Annotated in this window: 14 protein-coding genes, 3 tRNA genes and 1 riboswitch; of the genes, 3 read left to right on the top strand and 14 right to left on the bottom strand. The window is 59.9% G+C overall.

The window, feature by feature from the left end; all coding sequences use genetic code 11:
- Window positions 1-9 precede the first annotated feature (9 nt).
- Together QRN41_RS20510 and QRN41_RS20500 are read left to right on the top strand one after the other, a co-directional pair.
- Entirely contained in the window at window positions 10-189 is a 180-nt protein-coding gene (locus QRN41_RS20510) for a PA3371 family protein (protein WP_080761473.1), read from the top strand.
- Window positions 190-576: 387 nt separating this feature from the next.
- Window positions 577-903, top strand: a complete 327-nt coding sequence (locus QRN41_RS20500) for an Arc family DNA-binding protein (RefSeq protein WP_024076996.1) — start codon at window positions 577-579, stop codon at window positions 901-903.
- Between the two features lie 128 nt (window positions 904-1,031).
- Here the strand turns inward: QRN41_RS20500 and mgtE are convergent, their stop codons facing one another.
- The 8 genes from mgtE to ltaE form a co-directional block, all read right to left on the bottom strand.
- Window positions 1,032-2,474: a magnesium transporter gene (gene mgtE, locus QRN41_RS20495; RefSeq protein ID WP_034099922.1), complete on the bottom strand. Its 1,443-nt coding sequence runs from the start codon at window positions 2,472-2,474 to the stop codon at window positions 1,032-1,034.
- Between the two features lie 329 nt (window positions 2,475-2,803).
- Window positions 2,804-2,880 (bottom strand) — tRNA-Arg (locus tag QRN41_RS20490).
- 72 nt (window positions 2,881-2,952) lie between these two features.
- Window positions 2,953-3,029, bottom strand: a tRNA-Arg gene (locus QRN41_RS20485).
- A 108-nt stretch (window positions 3,030-3,137) separates the two neighbouring features.
- A tRNA-Ser gene (locus QRN41_RS20480) sits at window positions 3,138-3,228 on the bottom strand.
- Between the two features lie 62 nt (window positions 3,229-3,290).
- Window positions 3,291-3,479: a carbon storage regulator CsrA gene (gene csrA, locus QRN41_RS20475; protein ID WP_003175645.1), complete on the bottom strand. Its 189-nt coding sequence runs from the start codon at window positions 3,477-3,479 to the stop codon at window positions 3,291-3,293.
- Window positions 3,480-3,665: 186 nt separating this feature from the next.
- Window positions 3,666-4,907 carry an aspartate kinase gene (locus QRN41_RS20470; protein ID WP_034099923.1) on the bottom strand — a complete coding sequence of 414 codons (1,242 nt, stop codon included), beginning with the start codon at window positions 4,905-4,907 and terminating at the stop codon, window positions 3,666-3,668.
- Window positions 4,908-5,002: 95 nt separating this feature from the next.
- Window positions 5,003-7,621: an alanine--tRNA ligase gene (alaS, locus tag QRN41_RS20465; protein ID WP_034139047.1), complete on the bottom strand. Its 2,619-nt coding sequence runs from the start codon at window positions 7,619-7,621 to the stop codon at window positions 5,003-5,005.
- 146 nt (window positions 7,622-7,767) lie between these two features.
- Window positions 7,768-8,772, bottom strand: coding sequence for a low-specificity L-threonine aldolase (gene ltaE, locus QRN41_RS20460; RefSeq protein WP_285422067.1), 1,005 nt, complete (start codon window positions 8,770-8,772; stop codon window positions 7,768-7,770).
- A 190-nt stretch (window positions 8,773-8,962) separates the two neighbouring features.
- Window positions 8,963-9,132: riboswitch (FMN riboswitch) on the top strand.
- A gap of 114 nt (window positions 9,133-9,246) precedes the next feature.
- Here ltaE and QRN41_RS20455 point away from each other — a divergent pair.
- Window positions 9,247-9,756, top strand: a complete 510-nt coding sequence (locus tag QRN41_RS20455) for a 6,7-dimethyl-8-ribityllumazine synthase (protein ID WP_003193604.1) — start codon at window positions 9,247-9,249, stop codon at window positions 9,754-9,756.
- Window positions 9,757-9,876: 120 nt separating this feature from the next.
- Here QRN41_RS20455 and astE read toward each other — a convergent pair whose 3' ends face one another.
- The 6 genes from astE to aruF form a co-directional block, all read right to left on the bottom strand.
- Window positions 9,877-10,881 carry a succinylglutamate desuccinylase gene (astE, locus tag QRN41_RS20450; RefSeq protein WP_285422066.1) on the bottom strand — a complete coding sequence of 335 codons (1,005 nt, stop codon included), beginning with the start codon at window positions 10,879-10,881 and terminating at the stop codon, window positions 9,877-9,879.
- 12 nt (window positions 10,882-10,893) lie between these two features.
- Entirely contained in the window at window positions 10,894-11,184 is a 291-nt protein-coding gene (locus tag QRN41_RS20445) for a hypothetical protein (RefSeq protein ID WP_034099931.1), read from the bottom strand.
- A gap of 23 nt (window positions 11,185-11,207) precedes the next feature.
- Window positions 11,208-12,554: an N-succinylarginine dihydrolase gene (gene astB / locus QRN41_RS20440; protein ID WP_034099933.1), complete on the bottom strand. Its 1,347-nt coding sequence runs from the start codon at window positions 12,552-12,554 to the stop codon at window positions 11,208-11,210.
- Window positions 12,555-12,710: 156 nt separating this feature from the next.
- Window positions 12,711-14,180, bottom strand: a complete 1,470-nt coding sequence (gene astD / locus QRN41_RS20435) for a succinylglutamate-semialdehyde dehydrogenase (RefSeq protein ID WP_285422080.1) — start codon at window positions 14,178-14,180, stop codon at window positions 12,711-12,713.
- Window positions 14,177-15,202 (bottom strand): arginine N-succinyltransferase, encoded by a 1,026-nt coding sequence (gene astA, locus QRN41_RS20430; protein WP_034139052.1) that lies wholly within the window; start codon window positions 15,200-15,202, stop codon window positions 14,177-14,179. Before astA ends, astD begins: the two co-directional genes overlap by 4 nt.
- 48 nt (window positions 15,203-15,250) lie before the next feature.
- Window positions 15,251-16,270 (bottom strand): arginine/ornithine succinyltransferase subunit alpha, encoded by a 1,020-nt coding sequence (gene aruF / locus QRN41_RS20425; protein ID WP_034099938.1) that lies wholly within the window; start codon window positions 16,268-16,270, stop codon window positions 15,251-15,253.
- Window positions 16,271-16,361: the final 91 nt, after the last annotated feature.

Here is a 16,361-nt window from a genome sequence, read left to right as displayed (position 1 = left end):
GACAACATGATGAGCAAATCTGCCTGGCTTCTCCTATGCCTGACCGCGGCAACGGGTCTCTATGGCCTGCGGACAGATGCGCCAGATGAGCAAACCACTGCGCTGATTGCCAGCGGCGTATCTGCCTGCTTATTCGTGCTCACCCTTTTCGTGGGCCGTCGCATCAAATTCGATCCAGTCCTACGCTGAAAGCTCCTCTTCCTCCATACCTTACGTCGCCCCAACCTAGCCAATCGGCCATTTGCCACTAGTCTTAAAGATAAGGGCAAAAGGCCACTTTGTTATAGGATGTGCGGCCTCAAACCCTGCTGTGACTGGGTTTTTGGGATAGTTCCATCTGGGTAGCCCCTCAAGTGAATGTTTTCCAACCAGTCCGCAAAAATGCAAATCAGTGCTGGCATAAAGCCTCCAGGCAGTTCAATATTTGTCACAGAATTGACGCCAAGGAACTGGCAAATGTGAGGCATGATGCGGCCTCTTTGCAATTCGGGTTGAACTTTGGTCGTGAGTCTTGTCTTAACACTCATCTTGCGGCCAATTCCAGAAACCGCTCCCCTGAACTAACCGGTTAAATATATGCGCCCATTGAAACAGGCAATTTATTCCAGCCGTACGGCTGACAAGTTCGTCGTACGTCTGCCAGACGGAATGCGGGAACGCATTGCCGAGGTGGCTCGCAATCATCACCGCAGCATGAACTCCGAAATCATCGCGCGCCTGGAACAGAGCCTTATTCAGGAAGGTGCGCTGGGTGAAGAGTTGAGCATGCGCCTGGACAGTCCTGAGCTGTCGCTGCACGAACGCGAACTGCTGCAGCGTTTTCGTCAGCTCTCCCATCGCCAGCAAAATGCTCTCGTCTCGCTGATCGCGCACGACGTTGAGGCGGCCGCAGAAGCCGATTGATGTGCAACCGAAAGCCGAAGCCAGCCTAGTGCTGGCTTTTTTTTGCGTGGGATTTGTGAAAACAACCGCAAGAGCAAGTCTGCTCGCTCTTGCGGCGTAGCGGCCGGGCAGCCGCGCATCGAGTTGGCTTAGAGGAGAAAGATCGTCGCCAGGCCCAGGAAGATAAAGAAGCCGCCGCTGTCGGTCATGGCCGTGATCATCACGCTGGCGCCCATGGCAGGATCGCGCCCCAGGCGCGCCAAAGTCATAGGGATCAACACGCCCATCAGCGCCGCAAGCAGCAGATTAAGGGTCATGGCAGCAGTCATCACTACCCCCAGCGACCAACTGCCATACAGCAAGTAAGCCACGACGCCGATCACGCCACCCCATACCAGACCATTGATCAAGCCCACCGCCAATTCTTTGCGCAGCAATCGCGACGAGTTGGCAGTACTCACCTGATCCAGCGCCATCGCACGCACAATCATGGTAATCGTCTGGTTGCCTGAGTTGCCGCCGATGCCTGCCACAATCGGCATCAGCGCCGCCAACGCCACCAGCTTCTCGATGGAGCCTTCGAACAATCCGATCACGCGGGATGCGATAAACGCAGTAATCAGGTTGATTGCCAGCCACGCCCAGCGGTTATGCAGCGAACGCCAAACCGAGGCAAAAATATCTTCCTCTTCACGCAGACCCGCCATGTTGAGGACTTCGGTTTCACTCTCTTCACGGATCAGGTCGACGATTTCATCGATAGTCAGACGACCGATCAGCTTGCCGTTCTTGTCCACCACGGGAGCCGAAATCAAGTCGTAACGCTCAAAGGCCTGAGCCGCCTCGTAAGCATCTTCGTCAGGATGAAAGCTCACCGTGTCGCTGGCCATCAAGTCGGCCACTTTTTTCTCAGGGTCGTTGACCAGCAGCCGCTTGATCGGCAGCACACCCTTGAGAATACCTTCGTAATCCACCACGAACAGCTTATCGGTGTGGCTTGGCAATTCTTTCAATCGACGTAGATAGCGCAGTACCACTTCCAGGCTGACGTCTTCACGGATGGTGACCATCTCGAAGTCCATCAGGGCGCCGACCTGATCCTCATCGTAGGACAACGCTGAGCGCACGCGCTCGCGCTGCTGACCGTCAAGGGCCTCCATCAGCTCGTGGACAACGTCACGCGGCAATTCCGGCGCCAGGTCGGCCAGTTCGTCGGCGTCCATCTCCTTGGCCGCCGCCAACAATTCGTGATCGTCCATGTCGGCGATCAAGGTTTCACGCACCGAGTCCGACACTTCGAGCAGGATGTCGCCATCACGGTCGGCCTTGACCAACTGCCAAAGGGTCAGTCGATCATCGAGCGGGAGGGCTTCAAGTATGTAGGCAACGTCGGCGGAGTGCAGATCATCGAGCTTGCGTTGCAGCTCGACGAGGTTTTGCCGGTGCACCAGGTTTTCGACGCGGTCGTGGTGAGGACCTTCCTGGCGGTGCGTTAGGTCTTCGACCACACGCTGGCGCTGCAGCAGCTCGATAACTTGAGCAAGGCGATCCTGCAGGCTTTCTTGAGTTTTCTTTACTTCAACTTCGGTCATAGGCGAACTCCACTCCCAGCAGCGGGGCACGCCGGAAGGATCAATCAGTCAATTCATGATTGGTGAAACGGGGCACTGAGTAACTACTGGGTAAGTCCATGGAGGTATTCCACAAGCCCCGGCGGGGCTGACGGGCGCAATGATACACCTTGCGTCCGCTTTTAACGTTAAAAAACTGGAAAGAACAAGCGCTTGCGAGCCAAAGCTGAGTATTGGCCGCATCTATGAACTGCGACGACGCAGACGGAAAGGAAAACACATGGGCCGAGAGAAAAAAGATAAAACCCCAGACGGCAAAAAGCCCGCGCTAGGCGGGCTTTTTGTTTGTATGGTGCACTCGACAGGATTCGAACCTGTGACCGCTCGGTTCGTAGCCGAGTACTCTATCCAGCTGAGCTACGAGTGCAGATTGTGTTTTTAGACCAGATCACAACTGGTTGAAGCCAAGCTACCTGCATCGCTGCAGCTAACTCTTAAATGGTGCACTCGACAGGATTCGAACCTGTGACCGCTCGGTTCGTAGCCGAGTACTCTATCCAGCTGAGCTACGAGTGCATTTGTTGCCGCGCATTATAGGCCGTTCAATCTCTATGTAAAGCGATTTTTTCGATTAATTTCAACAACTTACCGATAAATCCAGATTGTAACGTACTAAGCAAATAATGGCGGAGAACGGGGGATTCGAACCCCCGACACCCTTTTGAGGTGTACTCCCTTAGCAGGGGAGCGCCTTCGGCCACTCGGCCAGCTCTCCGCAACACGGGGCGTATATTAACCACGTTCATCCCCGTTTGCAAACATAAAAAACGATAAAAATTAAAGGCTTGGTTCTTCGTCCTTCTCTTTCTTGATCCGCAGGTAAATTTCCTCGCGGTGGACCGCTACCTCTTTCGGAGCGTTAACCCCGATACGCACTTGATTGCCTTTAACGCCGAGCACGGTCACGGTGATTTCTCCATCACCGATAATCAGGCTTTCTGCGCAACGACGAGTCAGAATCAGCATGCCTTTCTCCTCACGCATTTCAGTTCAGGAACAACAGTCTGCAAAAAAAAGGCCTTCGACCTACAACCCGAAAGCCATAGCCCTACCCGCCTAAGTATTGTCGAGCGCGCGCAAAAGAACAGGTCCTACACACGCAGCCCACAAAAAAATGAAAGGCGCGGTAAACCGCGCCTTTCTGGCATTACGTCACTCGCCCTGTCGGGCCGGAGCGTCCAGCTCAAAAGCGGTATGCAGCGCGCGTACAGCCAGTTCCAGGTACTTCTCTTCGATCACCACCGAGACTTTGATTTCAGAGGTGGAGATCATCTGGATGTTGATGCTTTCCTTGGCCAGGGCTTCGAACATGCGGCTGGCAACGCCGGCGTGGGAACGCATACCCACGCCCACGATGGAGACCTTGGCAATCTTGGTGTCACCCACCACTTCACGGGCGCCGATTTCTTTTGCAGTGTTCTGCAGAATACGCTCAGCCGCATCGTATTCGTTGCGGTGCACGGTGAAGGTGAAATCGGTAGTGTTATCGTGCGAAACGTTCTGCACGATCATGTCGACTTCAATGTTTGCGCCACTGATAGGGCCCAGGATCTTGAACGCCACGCCCGGGGTGTCTGGCACGCCACGGATCGTCAGCTTGGCTTCATCGCGGTTGAAAGCGATGCCGGAAATGATCGGCTGTTCCATGGATTCCTCTTCATCAATAGTAATGAGGGTGCCCGGACCCTCTTTGAAGCTGTGCAATACGCGCAGCGGAACGTTGTACTTGCCGGCGAACTCCACCGCGCGGATTTGCAACACCTTGGAACCGAGACTGGCCATTTCCAGCATCTCTTCAAAGGTGATCTTGTCCAGGCGCTGCGCGACGGACACCACACGCGGGTCCGTGGTGTAGACGCCATCCACATCTGTGTAGATCTGGCATTCATCAGCCTTGAGAGCTGCCGCCAGCGCCACACCGGTGGTGTCCGAACCGCCACGGCCAAGGGTGGTGATGTTGCCCTGCTCGTCCACACCCTGGAAGCCCGCTACAACTACCACACGCCCGGCTTTCAGATCAGCGCGAATTTTCTGATCGTCGATCTGCAGGATACGCGCCTTGGTATGAGCGCTGTCGGTGAGGATGCGCACTTGGCTGCCTGTGTAGGACACAGCCGGCACGCCGCGTTTGTTCAGGGCCATGGCCAGCAGGGCAATGGTCACCTGTTCGCCGGTGGACACGATCACATCCAGCTCGCGCGGCAACGGTTGCTGGTCGCCACTGATTGCCTTGGCCAGATCGATCAGGCGATTGGTCTCGCCGCTCATGGCCGACAGCACCACCACCAAGTCGTCGCCAGCGTCGCGGAATTTCTTAACTTTGTCGGCCACCTGCTCGATTCTTTCGACAGAGCCGACCGAGGTGCCTCCAAATTTCTGTACGATCAAAGCCATTTCCAGCCGCCTCAGCCCGTAAAGGGGCGCCTAAATATCCAATCAACCAGCACTGATCAGGCCCGCGACTAGACCACGGGCCGATAAACAATGCCTTAAATGCCAGCCTCGACAAACGGCACGGTCAGGGCCAGGGCCGCATCCAGGGCACCGGCGTCTACACCACCGCCTTGCGCCATGTCCGGACGACCACCACCCTTCCCGCCCACTGCCGCAGCGGCTTGCTTCATCAAATCACCGGCTTTGAGTTGGCCAGTCAGGTCTTTGGTTACACCGGCAACCAGTACGACCTTTTCCTCATGGACACCGCCGAGCAGGATCACTGCGCGGCCGAGCTTGTTTTTCAACTGATCGACCAGGGCCAACAACGCCTTGCCGTCCTGACCGTCCAGGCGTGCGGCCAGGACTTTCACGTCCTTGACGTCAACGGCCGAAGCCGACAGATCGTCGCCCGCTGCGCTGGCAGCCTTGGCTTGCAACTGTTCCAGCTGTTTCTCCAGGGCACGGTTGCGCTCCAGGACAGCGGATAGCTTGTCGATCAGGTTGTCGCGGCTGCCCTTGACCAGGCTGGCCGCTTCCTTGAGTTGTTCTTCCGCCGCGTTCAGGTATGCCAGGGCCGCAGCGCCAGTCACCGCTTCGATACGACGCACACCGGACGCCACGCCGCCTTCGCTGATGATCTTGAGCAAGGCAATGTCGCCGGTACGGTTGGCGTGGATACCGCCACACAGTTCCACCGAGAAATCGCCGCCCATGCTCAGCACGCGCACGCTGTCGCCGTACTTCTCGCCGAACAATGCCATGGCGCCCTTGGCCTTGGCCGTTTCGATATCGGTCTCGACGGTTTCAACCGGGGTGTTCTTGCGGATTTCGGCGTTGACGATGTCTTCCAGCGCTTTGATCTGCTCTGGCTTGATCGCTTCGAAGTGGCTGAAGTCGAAACGCAGGCGCTGACTGTCGACCAACGAACCTTTCTGCTGAACGTGTTCGCCCAGCACCCGGCGCAGGGCGGCATGCAGCAAGTGGGTGGCAGAGTGGTTCAGCGACGTGGCGTGGCGCACGTCGGCGTCTACCTGGGTGTCCACCGGGGAGCCTACGGTCAGACTGCCTGAGGCCAGCACACCGTGGTGCAGGAAGGCGCCGCCGGTCTTGGTGGTATCACGTACGTCGAAACGACCGGAGCTGGATTTGACGAAACCACAGTCGCCGATCTGACCGCCGGATTCGGCATAGAACGGGGTCTGATCCAGCACCACGACGCCCTCGTCGCCTTCGTTCAACACGTCGACCGACTGACCTTCCTTGTACAGCGCGACCACTTTGGCCGAGCCGCTGGTGGCCTTGTAGCCGGTGAACTCGGTGGCCACATCCACCTTGACCAGGCTGTTGTAGTCCATGCCGAAGGAACTGGCCGAGCGTGCGCGCACGCGCTGGGCTTCCATCTCGCGTTCGAAACCTTCCTCGTCGAGGGTCAGGTTGCGCTCGCGGGCGATGTCGCCGGTCAGGTCCATCGGGAAGCCGTAGGTGTCGTAGAGCTTGAACACCACGTCGCCCGGCACCACGTTGCCCGACAGGTTGGCCAGGTCTTGTTCAAGGATCTTCAGGCCCTGTTCCAGGGTTTTGGCGAACTGTTCTTCTTCGGCCTTGAGCACGCGCTCGATGTGCGCCTGGTTCTGCTTGAGTTCCGGGAAGGCATCGCCCATCTCGGCGACCAGGGCCGCGACGATCTGGTAGAAGAAGCTGCCATTGGCGCCCAGCTTGTTACCGTGACGGCAGGCGCGACGAATGATGCGACGCAGCACATAGCCACGGCCTTCGTTGGACGGCAGTACGCCGTCGGCGATCAGGAAGCCGCAGGAACGGATGTGGTCGGCCACCACTTTGAGCGAGGCTTGGTCGTCATTACTGCAACCGATGGCCTTGGCGGCCGCAGCCAGCAGGCTCTGGAACAGATCGATTTCGTAGTTGGAATGAACGTGCTGCATCACCGCACTGATCCGCTCCAGGCCCATGCCGGTGTCCACCGACGGTGCCGGCAGCGGATGCAACACGCCATCGGCGGTGCGGTTGAACTGCATGAAAACGTTGTTCCAGATCTCGATGTAACGGTCGCCGTCTTCTTCCGGCGAGCCCGGCGGGCCACCCCAGATATCGGCGCCGTGGTCGTAGAAGATCTCGGTGCAAGGGCCGCATGGGCCGGTATCGCCCATGGTCCAGAAGTTGTCGGAGGCGTACGGTGCGCCTTTGTTGTCGCCGATACGCACCATGCGCTCGGCCGGCACGCCCACTTGTTTGGTCCAGATGTCGTACGCCTCGTCATCACTGGCGTAAACGGTGACCCAAAGCTTTTCCTTCGGCAGTTTCAGCACGCCGGTCAGGAAGGTCCAGGCGAAGTTGATCGCGTCTTGCTTGAAATAATCGCCAAAGCTGAAGTTGCCGAGCATTTCGAAAAAGGTGTGGTGACGGGCGGTGTAGCCGACGTTTTCCAGGTCGTTGTGCTTACCACCGGCGCGCACGCACTTCTGGCTGCTGACCGCGCGGGTGTAGGCGCGCTTTTCCTGGCCCAGGAAGCAGTCCTTGAACTGGTTCATCCCCGCGTTAGTGAACAGCAGGGTAGGGTCATTGCCTGGGATCAAGGAGCTGGAGGAGACACGGGTGTGACCTTGCTCTTCGAAGAAGCGAAGGAAGGCTTCACGGATTTCTGCGCTTTTCATTAGGTTCTTCCACGGAGGCTGCGGCCAAAGGCCAGTGCGCAACATCATCAGACGGAGCGACGGCAAAGGGCCGCATTATATCGGCCCTTTGCCGGTGGTACAGCGTGTTTATGCGATAGAGAGGTTCAATTAGACGGTCTGCACGTTCATTTACGCGAATATTCGACGAATGTTTCCAGCACCTGTGCTATCTGCGCCCGATTCACATCCAAATGGGTGACCATGCGTAGGCGAGGCGCCGCGCTCAACTTGATCCCGCGCTCGGCGGCAAACGCCTTCAATGCCTGGGCCTGATCGCCCACCTGCACATAGACCATGTTGGTCTGCACCGGCTCTACGCTGTAACCGGCCTTGCGCAGTTCATCCCCTAGCCACTGGGCATTGGCGTGGTCTTCGGCCAGGCGCTGCACCTGATGATCCAGGGCATACAGGCCTGCCGCCGCCAGTGAACCGGCCTGACGCATGCCGCCGCCCACCATCTTGCGCAAACGGCGCGCCTTGGCGATCAGCGCGGTAGACCCGCACAACACCGAGCCCACCGGTGCGCCGAGGCCCTTGGACAGGCACACCGACACCGAATCGAAATGCTGGGCGATCTCCCGCGCGTCCACCCCCAGCTTGACCGCGGCGTTGTAGAGGCGCGCGCCGTCCAGATGCAGGGCCAGGTCATGCTCACGGGTAAACGCTCGCGCCTTGGCCAGGTACTCCATGGGCAGCACTTTGCCCTGCATGGTGTTTTCCAGGGCCAGCAAGCGGGTGCGGGCGAAGTGGAAGTCGTCTGGTTTGATGGCCGCCAGCACTTGGTCCAGATCCAGGGAACCGTCCGCCTGCACCTCCAGCGGCTGTGGCTGGATCGAGCCCAGCACCGCCGCGCCGCCGCCTTCGTATTTGTAGGTGTGGGCCTGCTGCCCGACGATGTATTCCTCGCCGCGTTCGCAGTGGGCCATCAGCGCCAGCAGGTTACTCATGGTGCCGGTGGGCACGAACAACGCGGCGGCAAACCCCAGGCGTTGGGCCAGTTCGGCTTCCAGTCGATTGACGCTGGGGTCTTCACCGTAGACGTCATCGCCGCTGGCGGCGCTGGCCATGGCATCGCGCATGCCGGCGGTGGGTTGGGTCACGGTGTCGCTGCGAAGGTCTATCACGGTCATCTAACTGGCCTCGGGCAGGTGGGGCGTTTTGTCGTATTGACGATTACTGCGGGCAAAGCCGCGCAATATCAAGCCCCGTGTGCATTCAATCGAATACCAACCAAACAAACCGATATAGCTAATCGATACGACGTCCGTGCAGTTTCTGAAAAACCGTGTTAAAAACTCTGCGCCGCCAGGGTTCTGGCGGCAACGTTCTCAGGGCGGGGTGTAATTCCCCACCGGCGGTAATTACACGCAATGTGTATAGCCCGCGAGCGCTTGGCGCCTTGGACTGCTTACGCAGGCCGGCGGCAAGGTCAGCAGACCCGGTGTGATCCCGGGGCCGACGGTCATAGTCCGGATGAAGAGAGAACGGGATTGGCACCCAAGGGCCGCACGTTGACCGCATGCCCGCATGCCCACGCGTTGCATACCCTTGAAATCCCATTCGATTCATAACGCCCTGTTTTTTTCTTAAACAGGAGTCAGAACATGCAACCCACCGCTATCGACAGCAAAAGCAAAAACCATCACGGCGAGCGCGTCGCGTTTATCCAAGCCTGCTGGCACAAGGATATTGTCGACCAGAGCCGTAAGGGCTTTCTCGCCGAAATGATCGCCCAGGGCTACCAGGAATCGGACATCGACTTTTTCGAAGTCGGCGGTGCCTTTGAAATGCCCCTGCACGCCAAACTGCTGGCCAAGACCGGTCGCTACGCGGGCATCGTTGCCGCCGCGTTGGTGGTGGACGGCGGCATCTACCGCCACGAATTCGTTGCCCAATCGGTGGTCAGCGGCCTGATGCAGGTGCAGCTGGAAACCGAAGTGCCGGTGTTCTCGGTGTCCCTGACCCCGCATCACTTCCACGCCGGCAGTGAACACACCACATTCTTCTATGAGCACTTCGTGCACAAGGGTCAGGAAGCCGCGCGTACGTGCGCCGACACCCTGCACAAAGTGCGGGCGATCCGCCGCAGCGAGCCACGGGCGGTAGCAGTCTAAGCAATACTGCAAAACAAAATGTGGGAGGGGGCTTGCCCCCGATGGCGGTGTCTCAGCTCCAGATGAGCTGACTGACACACTGCTATCGGGGGCAAGCCCCCTCTCACATTCGGTCCAGGTCTATGCCAGGCCCACGTCCGTGGTCGGCACAATCAATATCCCTGCCCGCAAACCGTTTTTCACCTTCGGGTTGGGGAAGATAATGCGCGCGCCCTCCTCCTCAATCACCCAACGGGTCTTGGCCACGTCTTCGGCCAGCAGATAACCCTTTTCCAACTCAGAAAAGTTTTCCACGTCCGCGGGCAAGTGCAGCAGGAACGCATCGCTGTGCTTGATGACTTCCCGCGACACGGCGAACAGTTTCAACCCATCCAGGCTGTCCGCCTCAGGCTCGCTGCCTTCGATGATCTGAGTCAGGCGCGCCTCCAGGCGTGAGACGTCCACCCCCTGGTTCTGTCCGAACGGCCGCGCCTTACCCAATTCCAGGGTGAAAGCCTCGGCGCCCAGTTGCTCGTAGGTGAAGGCCGAGAAGGTGATGGACGTTTTGTTCTGCAGCAGCACCGCTTCCATCCCGGCCGCACGCAGCCGCTCCAGCTCGCGTCGCGAATGCTGGCGCCCCTCTTTCCACGGGTACAGCGCGAACTGCTCGATCTTCGAGCCACGGATGGCGGTGTGCAGGTCGTAATGCAGGCGCGAACGCTCGGGCTTGCTGAAAAAACTACGGGCCAGTTGTTCCAGCTCCGCGGCGCGCATGGCTTCGGGGCCGATGTTGTTTTCATGACGGCCGTTGAACAGCCGGTTGATGTCCAGTTCGAGGTAACGCTCGCCGCGGCGCATGGCCTCGGGGTTGCCGAACAGGAACAGAATACGGGTGCGGGGTTTGATCTCCCCACGGGCGATGCCATGCAGCAGGCGGTCGAGCAATTCGATCGGCGCGGTTTCGTTGCCATGGATGCCGGACGACAGCAGCAGGTCGCTGCCATTGTCCGAGGCTTGCGGCGGACGCACTTCCAGCGCGCCCTCGCTGAGCCAGCGCATCTGCACGCCGTCGACAGTCAGTTGAATTTTTTGCGCCGGTTCGCGACCGGCGAGGGTCAGTTCAAGCAGTTTGCCGAGGGCGAGCATACGCAAGCTTCCTTAGTGGTTGCAGCCAGGACCGTGGACGTGATCGTCATCATCACCTTCCATGTCGGCCGGTTCCATTTCCAGCTGCAGGCTCATCAGGTTGGTAGCCAATGGGCGCATCAGCAGGTTGGCGTACTCGGCGTCGCCTTCTTCGACGTCCACACCGATCAGCAGTTGGCCGCGACCGTCGTGCTGGATCCAGATCTCCTTGCCCTGCCACACCACGGCGACGCGGGTGCAGGAAGTTTCCAGCTGGGTGCCGTCGGTGTCTTCAAGGATCAGTTTCAGGGTGTCGGTGCTCATAAAATGCTCTCAGCCGTGCGGCGTTAATTGATCTGGAAAGGATAAACCGCGCCCAGTTTAAGGATTTGCGTCAGTTCATCCAGTGCCGTCCGGCACTCAAGCAGCAATTGCGGATCAGCCAGGTCGGATTCGCGCAGGCTGTCGCGGTAGTGCTTGTGGACCCATTGGGTCAGCGTGTCGTACAACGGCGCGGTCATGATAACGCCTGGATTCACCGCCGCCAGTTCGGTTTCGTTCAATGCCACGCGCAGACGCAGGCACGCCGGGCCACCGCCATTCTGCATGCTTTGCTTGAGGTCGAAGACTTTCACTTCGCGGATCAACCCACCGGAGGCCGTCAGGCCCTGCAAGTAGTGCCAGACACGTTCGTTGGCGCGACACTCTTCCGGCACGATCAGCAGCATCGAGCCGTCGGCGCGGGTCAGCAACTGGCTGTTAAATAGGTAGGAACGCACCGCGTCCTCGACGCTGACCAGGGCGCGCGGTACACACACCGACTGGAAATTGCCGCCGAGCTTGCCCAGCTTGGCTTGCAGTTCGCCGAGCATCTGTTCGGTATTGAGGAACGCATCCTCGTGATAGAACAGCACCTCGCCGTTGCCCACCGCGATCACGTCGTTGTGAAACACACCCGCGTCGATCACCGCCGGGTTCTGCTGGCCGTAAACCACGCCGTCGTCCTTCAGGCCGTGCAGGCGGGCGACAGCCTGGGACGCTTCGAGGGTCTGGCGCGCCGGGTACTTCTGCGGTGCCGGGTAGCGGGTGTCGAATGCACTGCGGCCGAACACGAAAAATTCCACGCCCGCCTCGCCGTATTCGCGGCAAAAACGCGTGTGGTTGGCCGCGCCTTCGTCGCCGAACTGCGCCACCGCCGGCAACGCGGCGTGGTGGGCGAAGTGCTGCGGATCGGCAAACATGGCGCCCAGCACGCGGCTGGTGGTCGGGTGCTCGATGCTGCGGTGGTATTTGCAGTTGAGGTTGGCGGCGGTGAAATGCACACGGCCATCCGCGGTGTCGGCGCTGGGGCTGACGGTGGCGGCGTTGGCCACCCACATACTCGACGCCGAGCAACTGGCGACCAGCAACGGCATGGCTTGCTGGGCCGCCTGCTGGATCACCTGGGCATCGCTGCCGCTGAAACCGAGGTTACGCAATGCGGCCACGTCGGGACGTTCCTGGGGGGCCAGCACGCCCTGCACGAAACCCATATCCATCAGGGCCTTCATTTTTTGCAGGCCCTGCAACGCCGCTTCCTTCGGGTTCGAAGACTGCTGGCTGTTGCTCTGGGACGCGACGTTGCCGTAGGACAAACCGCCGTAGTTATGGGTCGGCCCCACTAGACCGTCAAAATTGACTTCATAGGATTTCATCGGCGAGGCTCCACGAACATCTGTTTTTATAGGCATCAAAAGTCTTCAACACACCGCAAATCCAGTGTGGCAGAAGGCTTGCCTGCGATAGCAGTTGGTCAGTTGATAAATCAGGTGCCTGACACACCGCCATCGGGAGCAAGCCCCCTGCCACATTTAGATCAGCGTAATGCCGGGGGTTAGCGTGGCCGGAACCACCAGGCTTGGGGTCTCAAGCGATGCCACCGGGTAGGCGCAATAATCCGCCGCGTAATACGCACTGGCGCGATGATTGCCCGAGGACCCTACCCCACCAAAAGGCGCGGTGCTGGCGGCGCCGGTCAGCTGTTTGTTCCAGTTGACGATCCCGGCGCGGCTTTCCAGCCAGAACTGCTGGTAGCGCGCTTCGGAATCGGACAACAAGCCAGCGGCCAGGCCGAACTGAGTGTTGTTGGCCTCGGCTATCGCCGCTTCGAAATCGCTGTAGCGGATCACTTGCAGCAGCGGGCCAAACAGTTCTTCGTCTTCGCGCTCGGCCACGCCGGTCACGTCGATGATGCCCGGAGTCAGCAAGGCGGCCTGGTCCTGGGGCTGGGTCATTTCCAGCAGCGCCACGGCACCGTTGGCCAGCATCAACTCCTGGGCGTCCATCAAGGCTTTGGCAGCGGCGAGGGAAATCACCGAGCCCATGAACGGCGCCGGTTGCTGATCGAACGCGCCGACTTCAATGGTCGAACTGACTGCCACCAACCGCGCCAGCAACGCATCGCCCCAGGCGCCTTGCGGCACCAACAGGCGACGGGCGCAGGTGCAGCGCTGGCCGGCCGAAATAAACGCCGATTGGATGATGGTGTACACCGCTGCGTCCACGTCGGCCACTTCATCGACCACCAGCGGGTTGTTGCCGCCCATCTCCAGGGCCAGGATTTTGTCCGGGCGCCCGGAGAACTGCTGGTGCAGATGGTTGCCGGTACGGCTGGAGCCGGTGAAAAACAAGCCGTCGATGCCTGGATTGGCCGCCAAGGCGATTCCGGTTTCCCGCGCGCCTTGCAGCAGGTTCAACACGCCCGCCGGCAACCCGGCTTCGATCCAGCATTGCATGGTCAGCTCGGCGACTTTCGGCGTCAGCTCGCTGGGTTTGAACAGCACGGTGTTACCCGCCAGCAACGCCGGCACGATATGCCCGTTAGGCAAGTGACCGGGGAAGTTATACGGGCCGAATACCGCCACCACGCCGTGCGGCTTGTGGCGCAGCACAGCGGTGGCGTCGCCCAGCGGGCCGCTCTTCTCGCCGGTGCGTTCGCGGTAGCTTTGCACCGAGATGGCGATCTTGTTAGCCATGCTGGTGACTTCTGTCGCCGCTTCCCACAACGGCTTGCCGGTTTCCTCGCCGATGCAGCGGGCGATTTCATCGGCGCGACGCTTGAGGGTGGCAGCGAAGGCTTCCAGCACCGCGATGCGTTCTTCCAGGGTACGCCGGGCCCAAGCCGGGAACGCCTGGCGTGCGGCCTGCACGGCGGACTCGACTTGCTCGGCGGTGGCACCGTTGCCGGCCCACAGCACTTGCTGGGTCACCGGGTTGCGCGATTCGAACAGCTCACCCTGGCCAGCCAGCCAGCTACCTGCGATATACAGCGAATTCATTATTTCGACTCCCGAGCAGCGGACAACGGTACGGCACGCACTTGATCGCCGACCACCAATTGCAGGCGCTTGGCGGTCAACGGGTCGACCACCAGCGTGCCGGCGGCCAGGCGTGCGGGCGCGGCGGTGATGCGGCAATCTTCGCGTTTGCGGTTATGGATCAGGAACGGTGTGGCGTCGTCCCCCGGAGTGCCGATGGCCAACACCAGTGACTGGCTGTCACGCACCGCGCGAATCTTGGTGGTCTCGCACTCCACCGCCGGGCCGGCGTCGAAAATATCGACATAGCCCTGGTAACTGAACCCTTCGCTCTTGAGCATGCTCAGCGCCGGCTCGGTGTCCGGATGGACTTTGCCGATCACATTGCGCGCGTCCTCGGACAAAAAGCAGCTATACAGCGGAAACTTCGGCATCAACTCGGCGATAAATGCCTTGTTGCCCACGCCGGTGAGGTAGTCGGCCTGGCTGAATTCCATCTTGAAGAAATGTCGACCCAGGCTTTCCCAGAACGGTGAGCGCCCGGCCTCGTTGGACACGCCGCGCATCTCGGCAATGATCTTGTTGCCGAACAGTTGCGGGAACTCCGCGATAAACAGCAGGCGCGCCTTGGCCAACATGCGGCCATTGAGGCCGTTGCGGTAATCGGCGTGCAGAAACAGCGAGCACAACTCGGAATTGCCGGTGAGGTCGTTGGCCAGGAACAGCGTCGGAATCTCGCGATAGATATTCAACTCCTGGGACGCGCTGACGGTCAGGCCCACCCGGAAGTTGTACCAGGGCTCGCGCAAGCCCACGGCACCGGCAATCGCGGAAATGCCCACCACGCGGCCTTCGTCGTTTTCCAGCACGAACAGGTAGTCGGCGTCGCCGCGACCGGCCTCGCCGCGAAAGGTTTTTTCCGCCCAGCCCACCCGGTGGGTCAGGCGCTCTTCGTTGGCCGGCAAGGTGGTCAGGCCGGTGCCGGTGCTGCGCGCCAGATCAATCAGGGCCGGTAAATCGCTGCTGCGTACGGGACGAACGATCATGCTATCTCCTCAAACGGGCCGCCGTGGGCCACCCGCGAAACTCTGCTTTTAAACCGCGACCAGACGCACACTGGCGCCCTCGCCCACACCCAGGGCTTCGGCCGCGGCCAGGTCCAGGGTCACCGGTTTGCCGGGCGCGTAGTCCAGCTCCAGCATCACCGCGCGGTAATCCTGCAACTGTGCGTTGCTCACCAGGTACTGGCGGCCCGCCCCCTTGACCATCTCACCGATCTTCACTGGCACCACGCGGCTCTGGGCAATCGAGCGGATGCCCGAGACCCGCGCGTGCAGCGTCGGGCCGCCGTCGAAGATGTCGATGTAATGGTCGGTCTCGAAGCCTTCGCGCATCAGGATGTCGAAGGTGATCTGCGCACGCGGGTGCACCTGGCCCATGGCTTCCTGGGCTTCGTCCGGCAATAGCGGCACGTAGATCGGGTAATGGGGCATCAGCTCGGCGAGGAAGGTGCGGCTTTTGAGCCCGCACAGGCGCTCGGCGGCGGCGTAATTGAGGTCGAAGAAGTTGCGCCCGATGGCGTCCCAGAACGGCGAGTCACCGTTCTCGTCGCTGTAGCCGACGATCTCGGTCACCACTGAATCGGCAAAGCGCTCCGGGTGGCTGGCGACGAACAGCAGGCGCCCGCGGGAATTGAGTTCCGACCACGGCGAGCCGACCAGCTCCGGCACCACGTAGAAACTGGTGAGCAGGCTATTACCGGTCAGGTCGTGGCACTGGGAAAGTACATGGATCTTGTTGTGGATCTTCAGCTCGCGGGAGGCGTGCACGAAGGTCTCGTTGCGAAAACTATAGAACGGCTCGGAATAGCCGGCCGAGGCGACGATGGCCGAACACCCGACGAGCTTGCCGGTCTCGGTGTCTTCAAGTACGAAGAAATAGCTTTCTTCACCGTTGAAACTCACCTCGGCCGCGAAGGAGGCTTCGCTGGCGGCGATCTTGTCGCTCAAGCGTTCCACATCGTCCGGCAAGGAGGTGACACCAATCGGGCTGTCCGCAGCCAGACGCTGTACCTCGCCCAGGTCAGCCATTTGCGCGGGGCGCATCACCAGCATGGTGTCACTCCTTAACTCTAGAACTCACAGAAAAAAATACCGAACAGGTCAGGAACACCACATATCTTCAAGTGGGCATATTCCAGTGTGG

It is taken from the genome of Pseudomonas sp. efr-133-TYG-23, from assembly GCF_030209215.1.
GTDB classification, from domain to species: domain Bacteria; phylum Pseudomonadota; class Gammaproteobacteria; order Pseudomonadales; family Pseudomonadaceae; genus Aquipseudomonas; species Aquipseudomonas rhodesiae.
The sequence above is the reverse complement of the archived record's forward strand: the minus strand, read 5'-3'. Positions and strand labels throughout refer to the sequence as shown.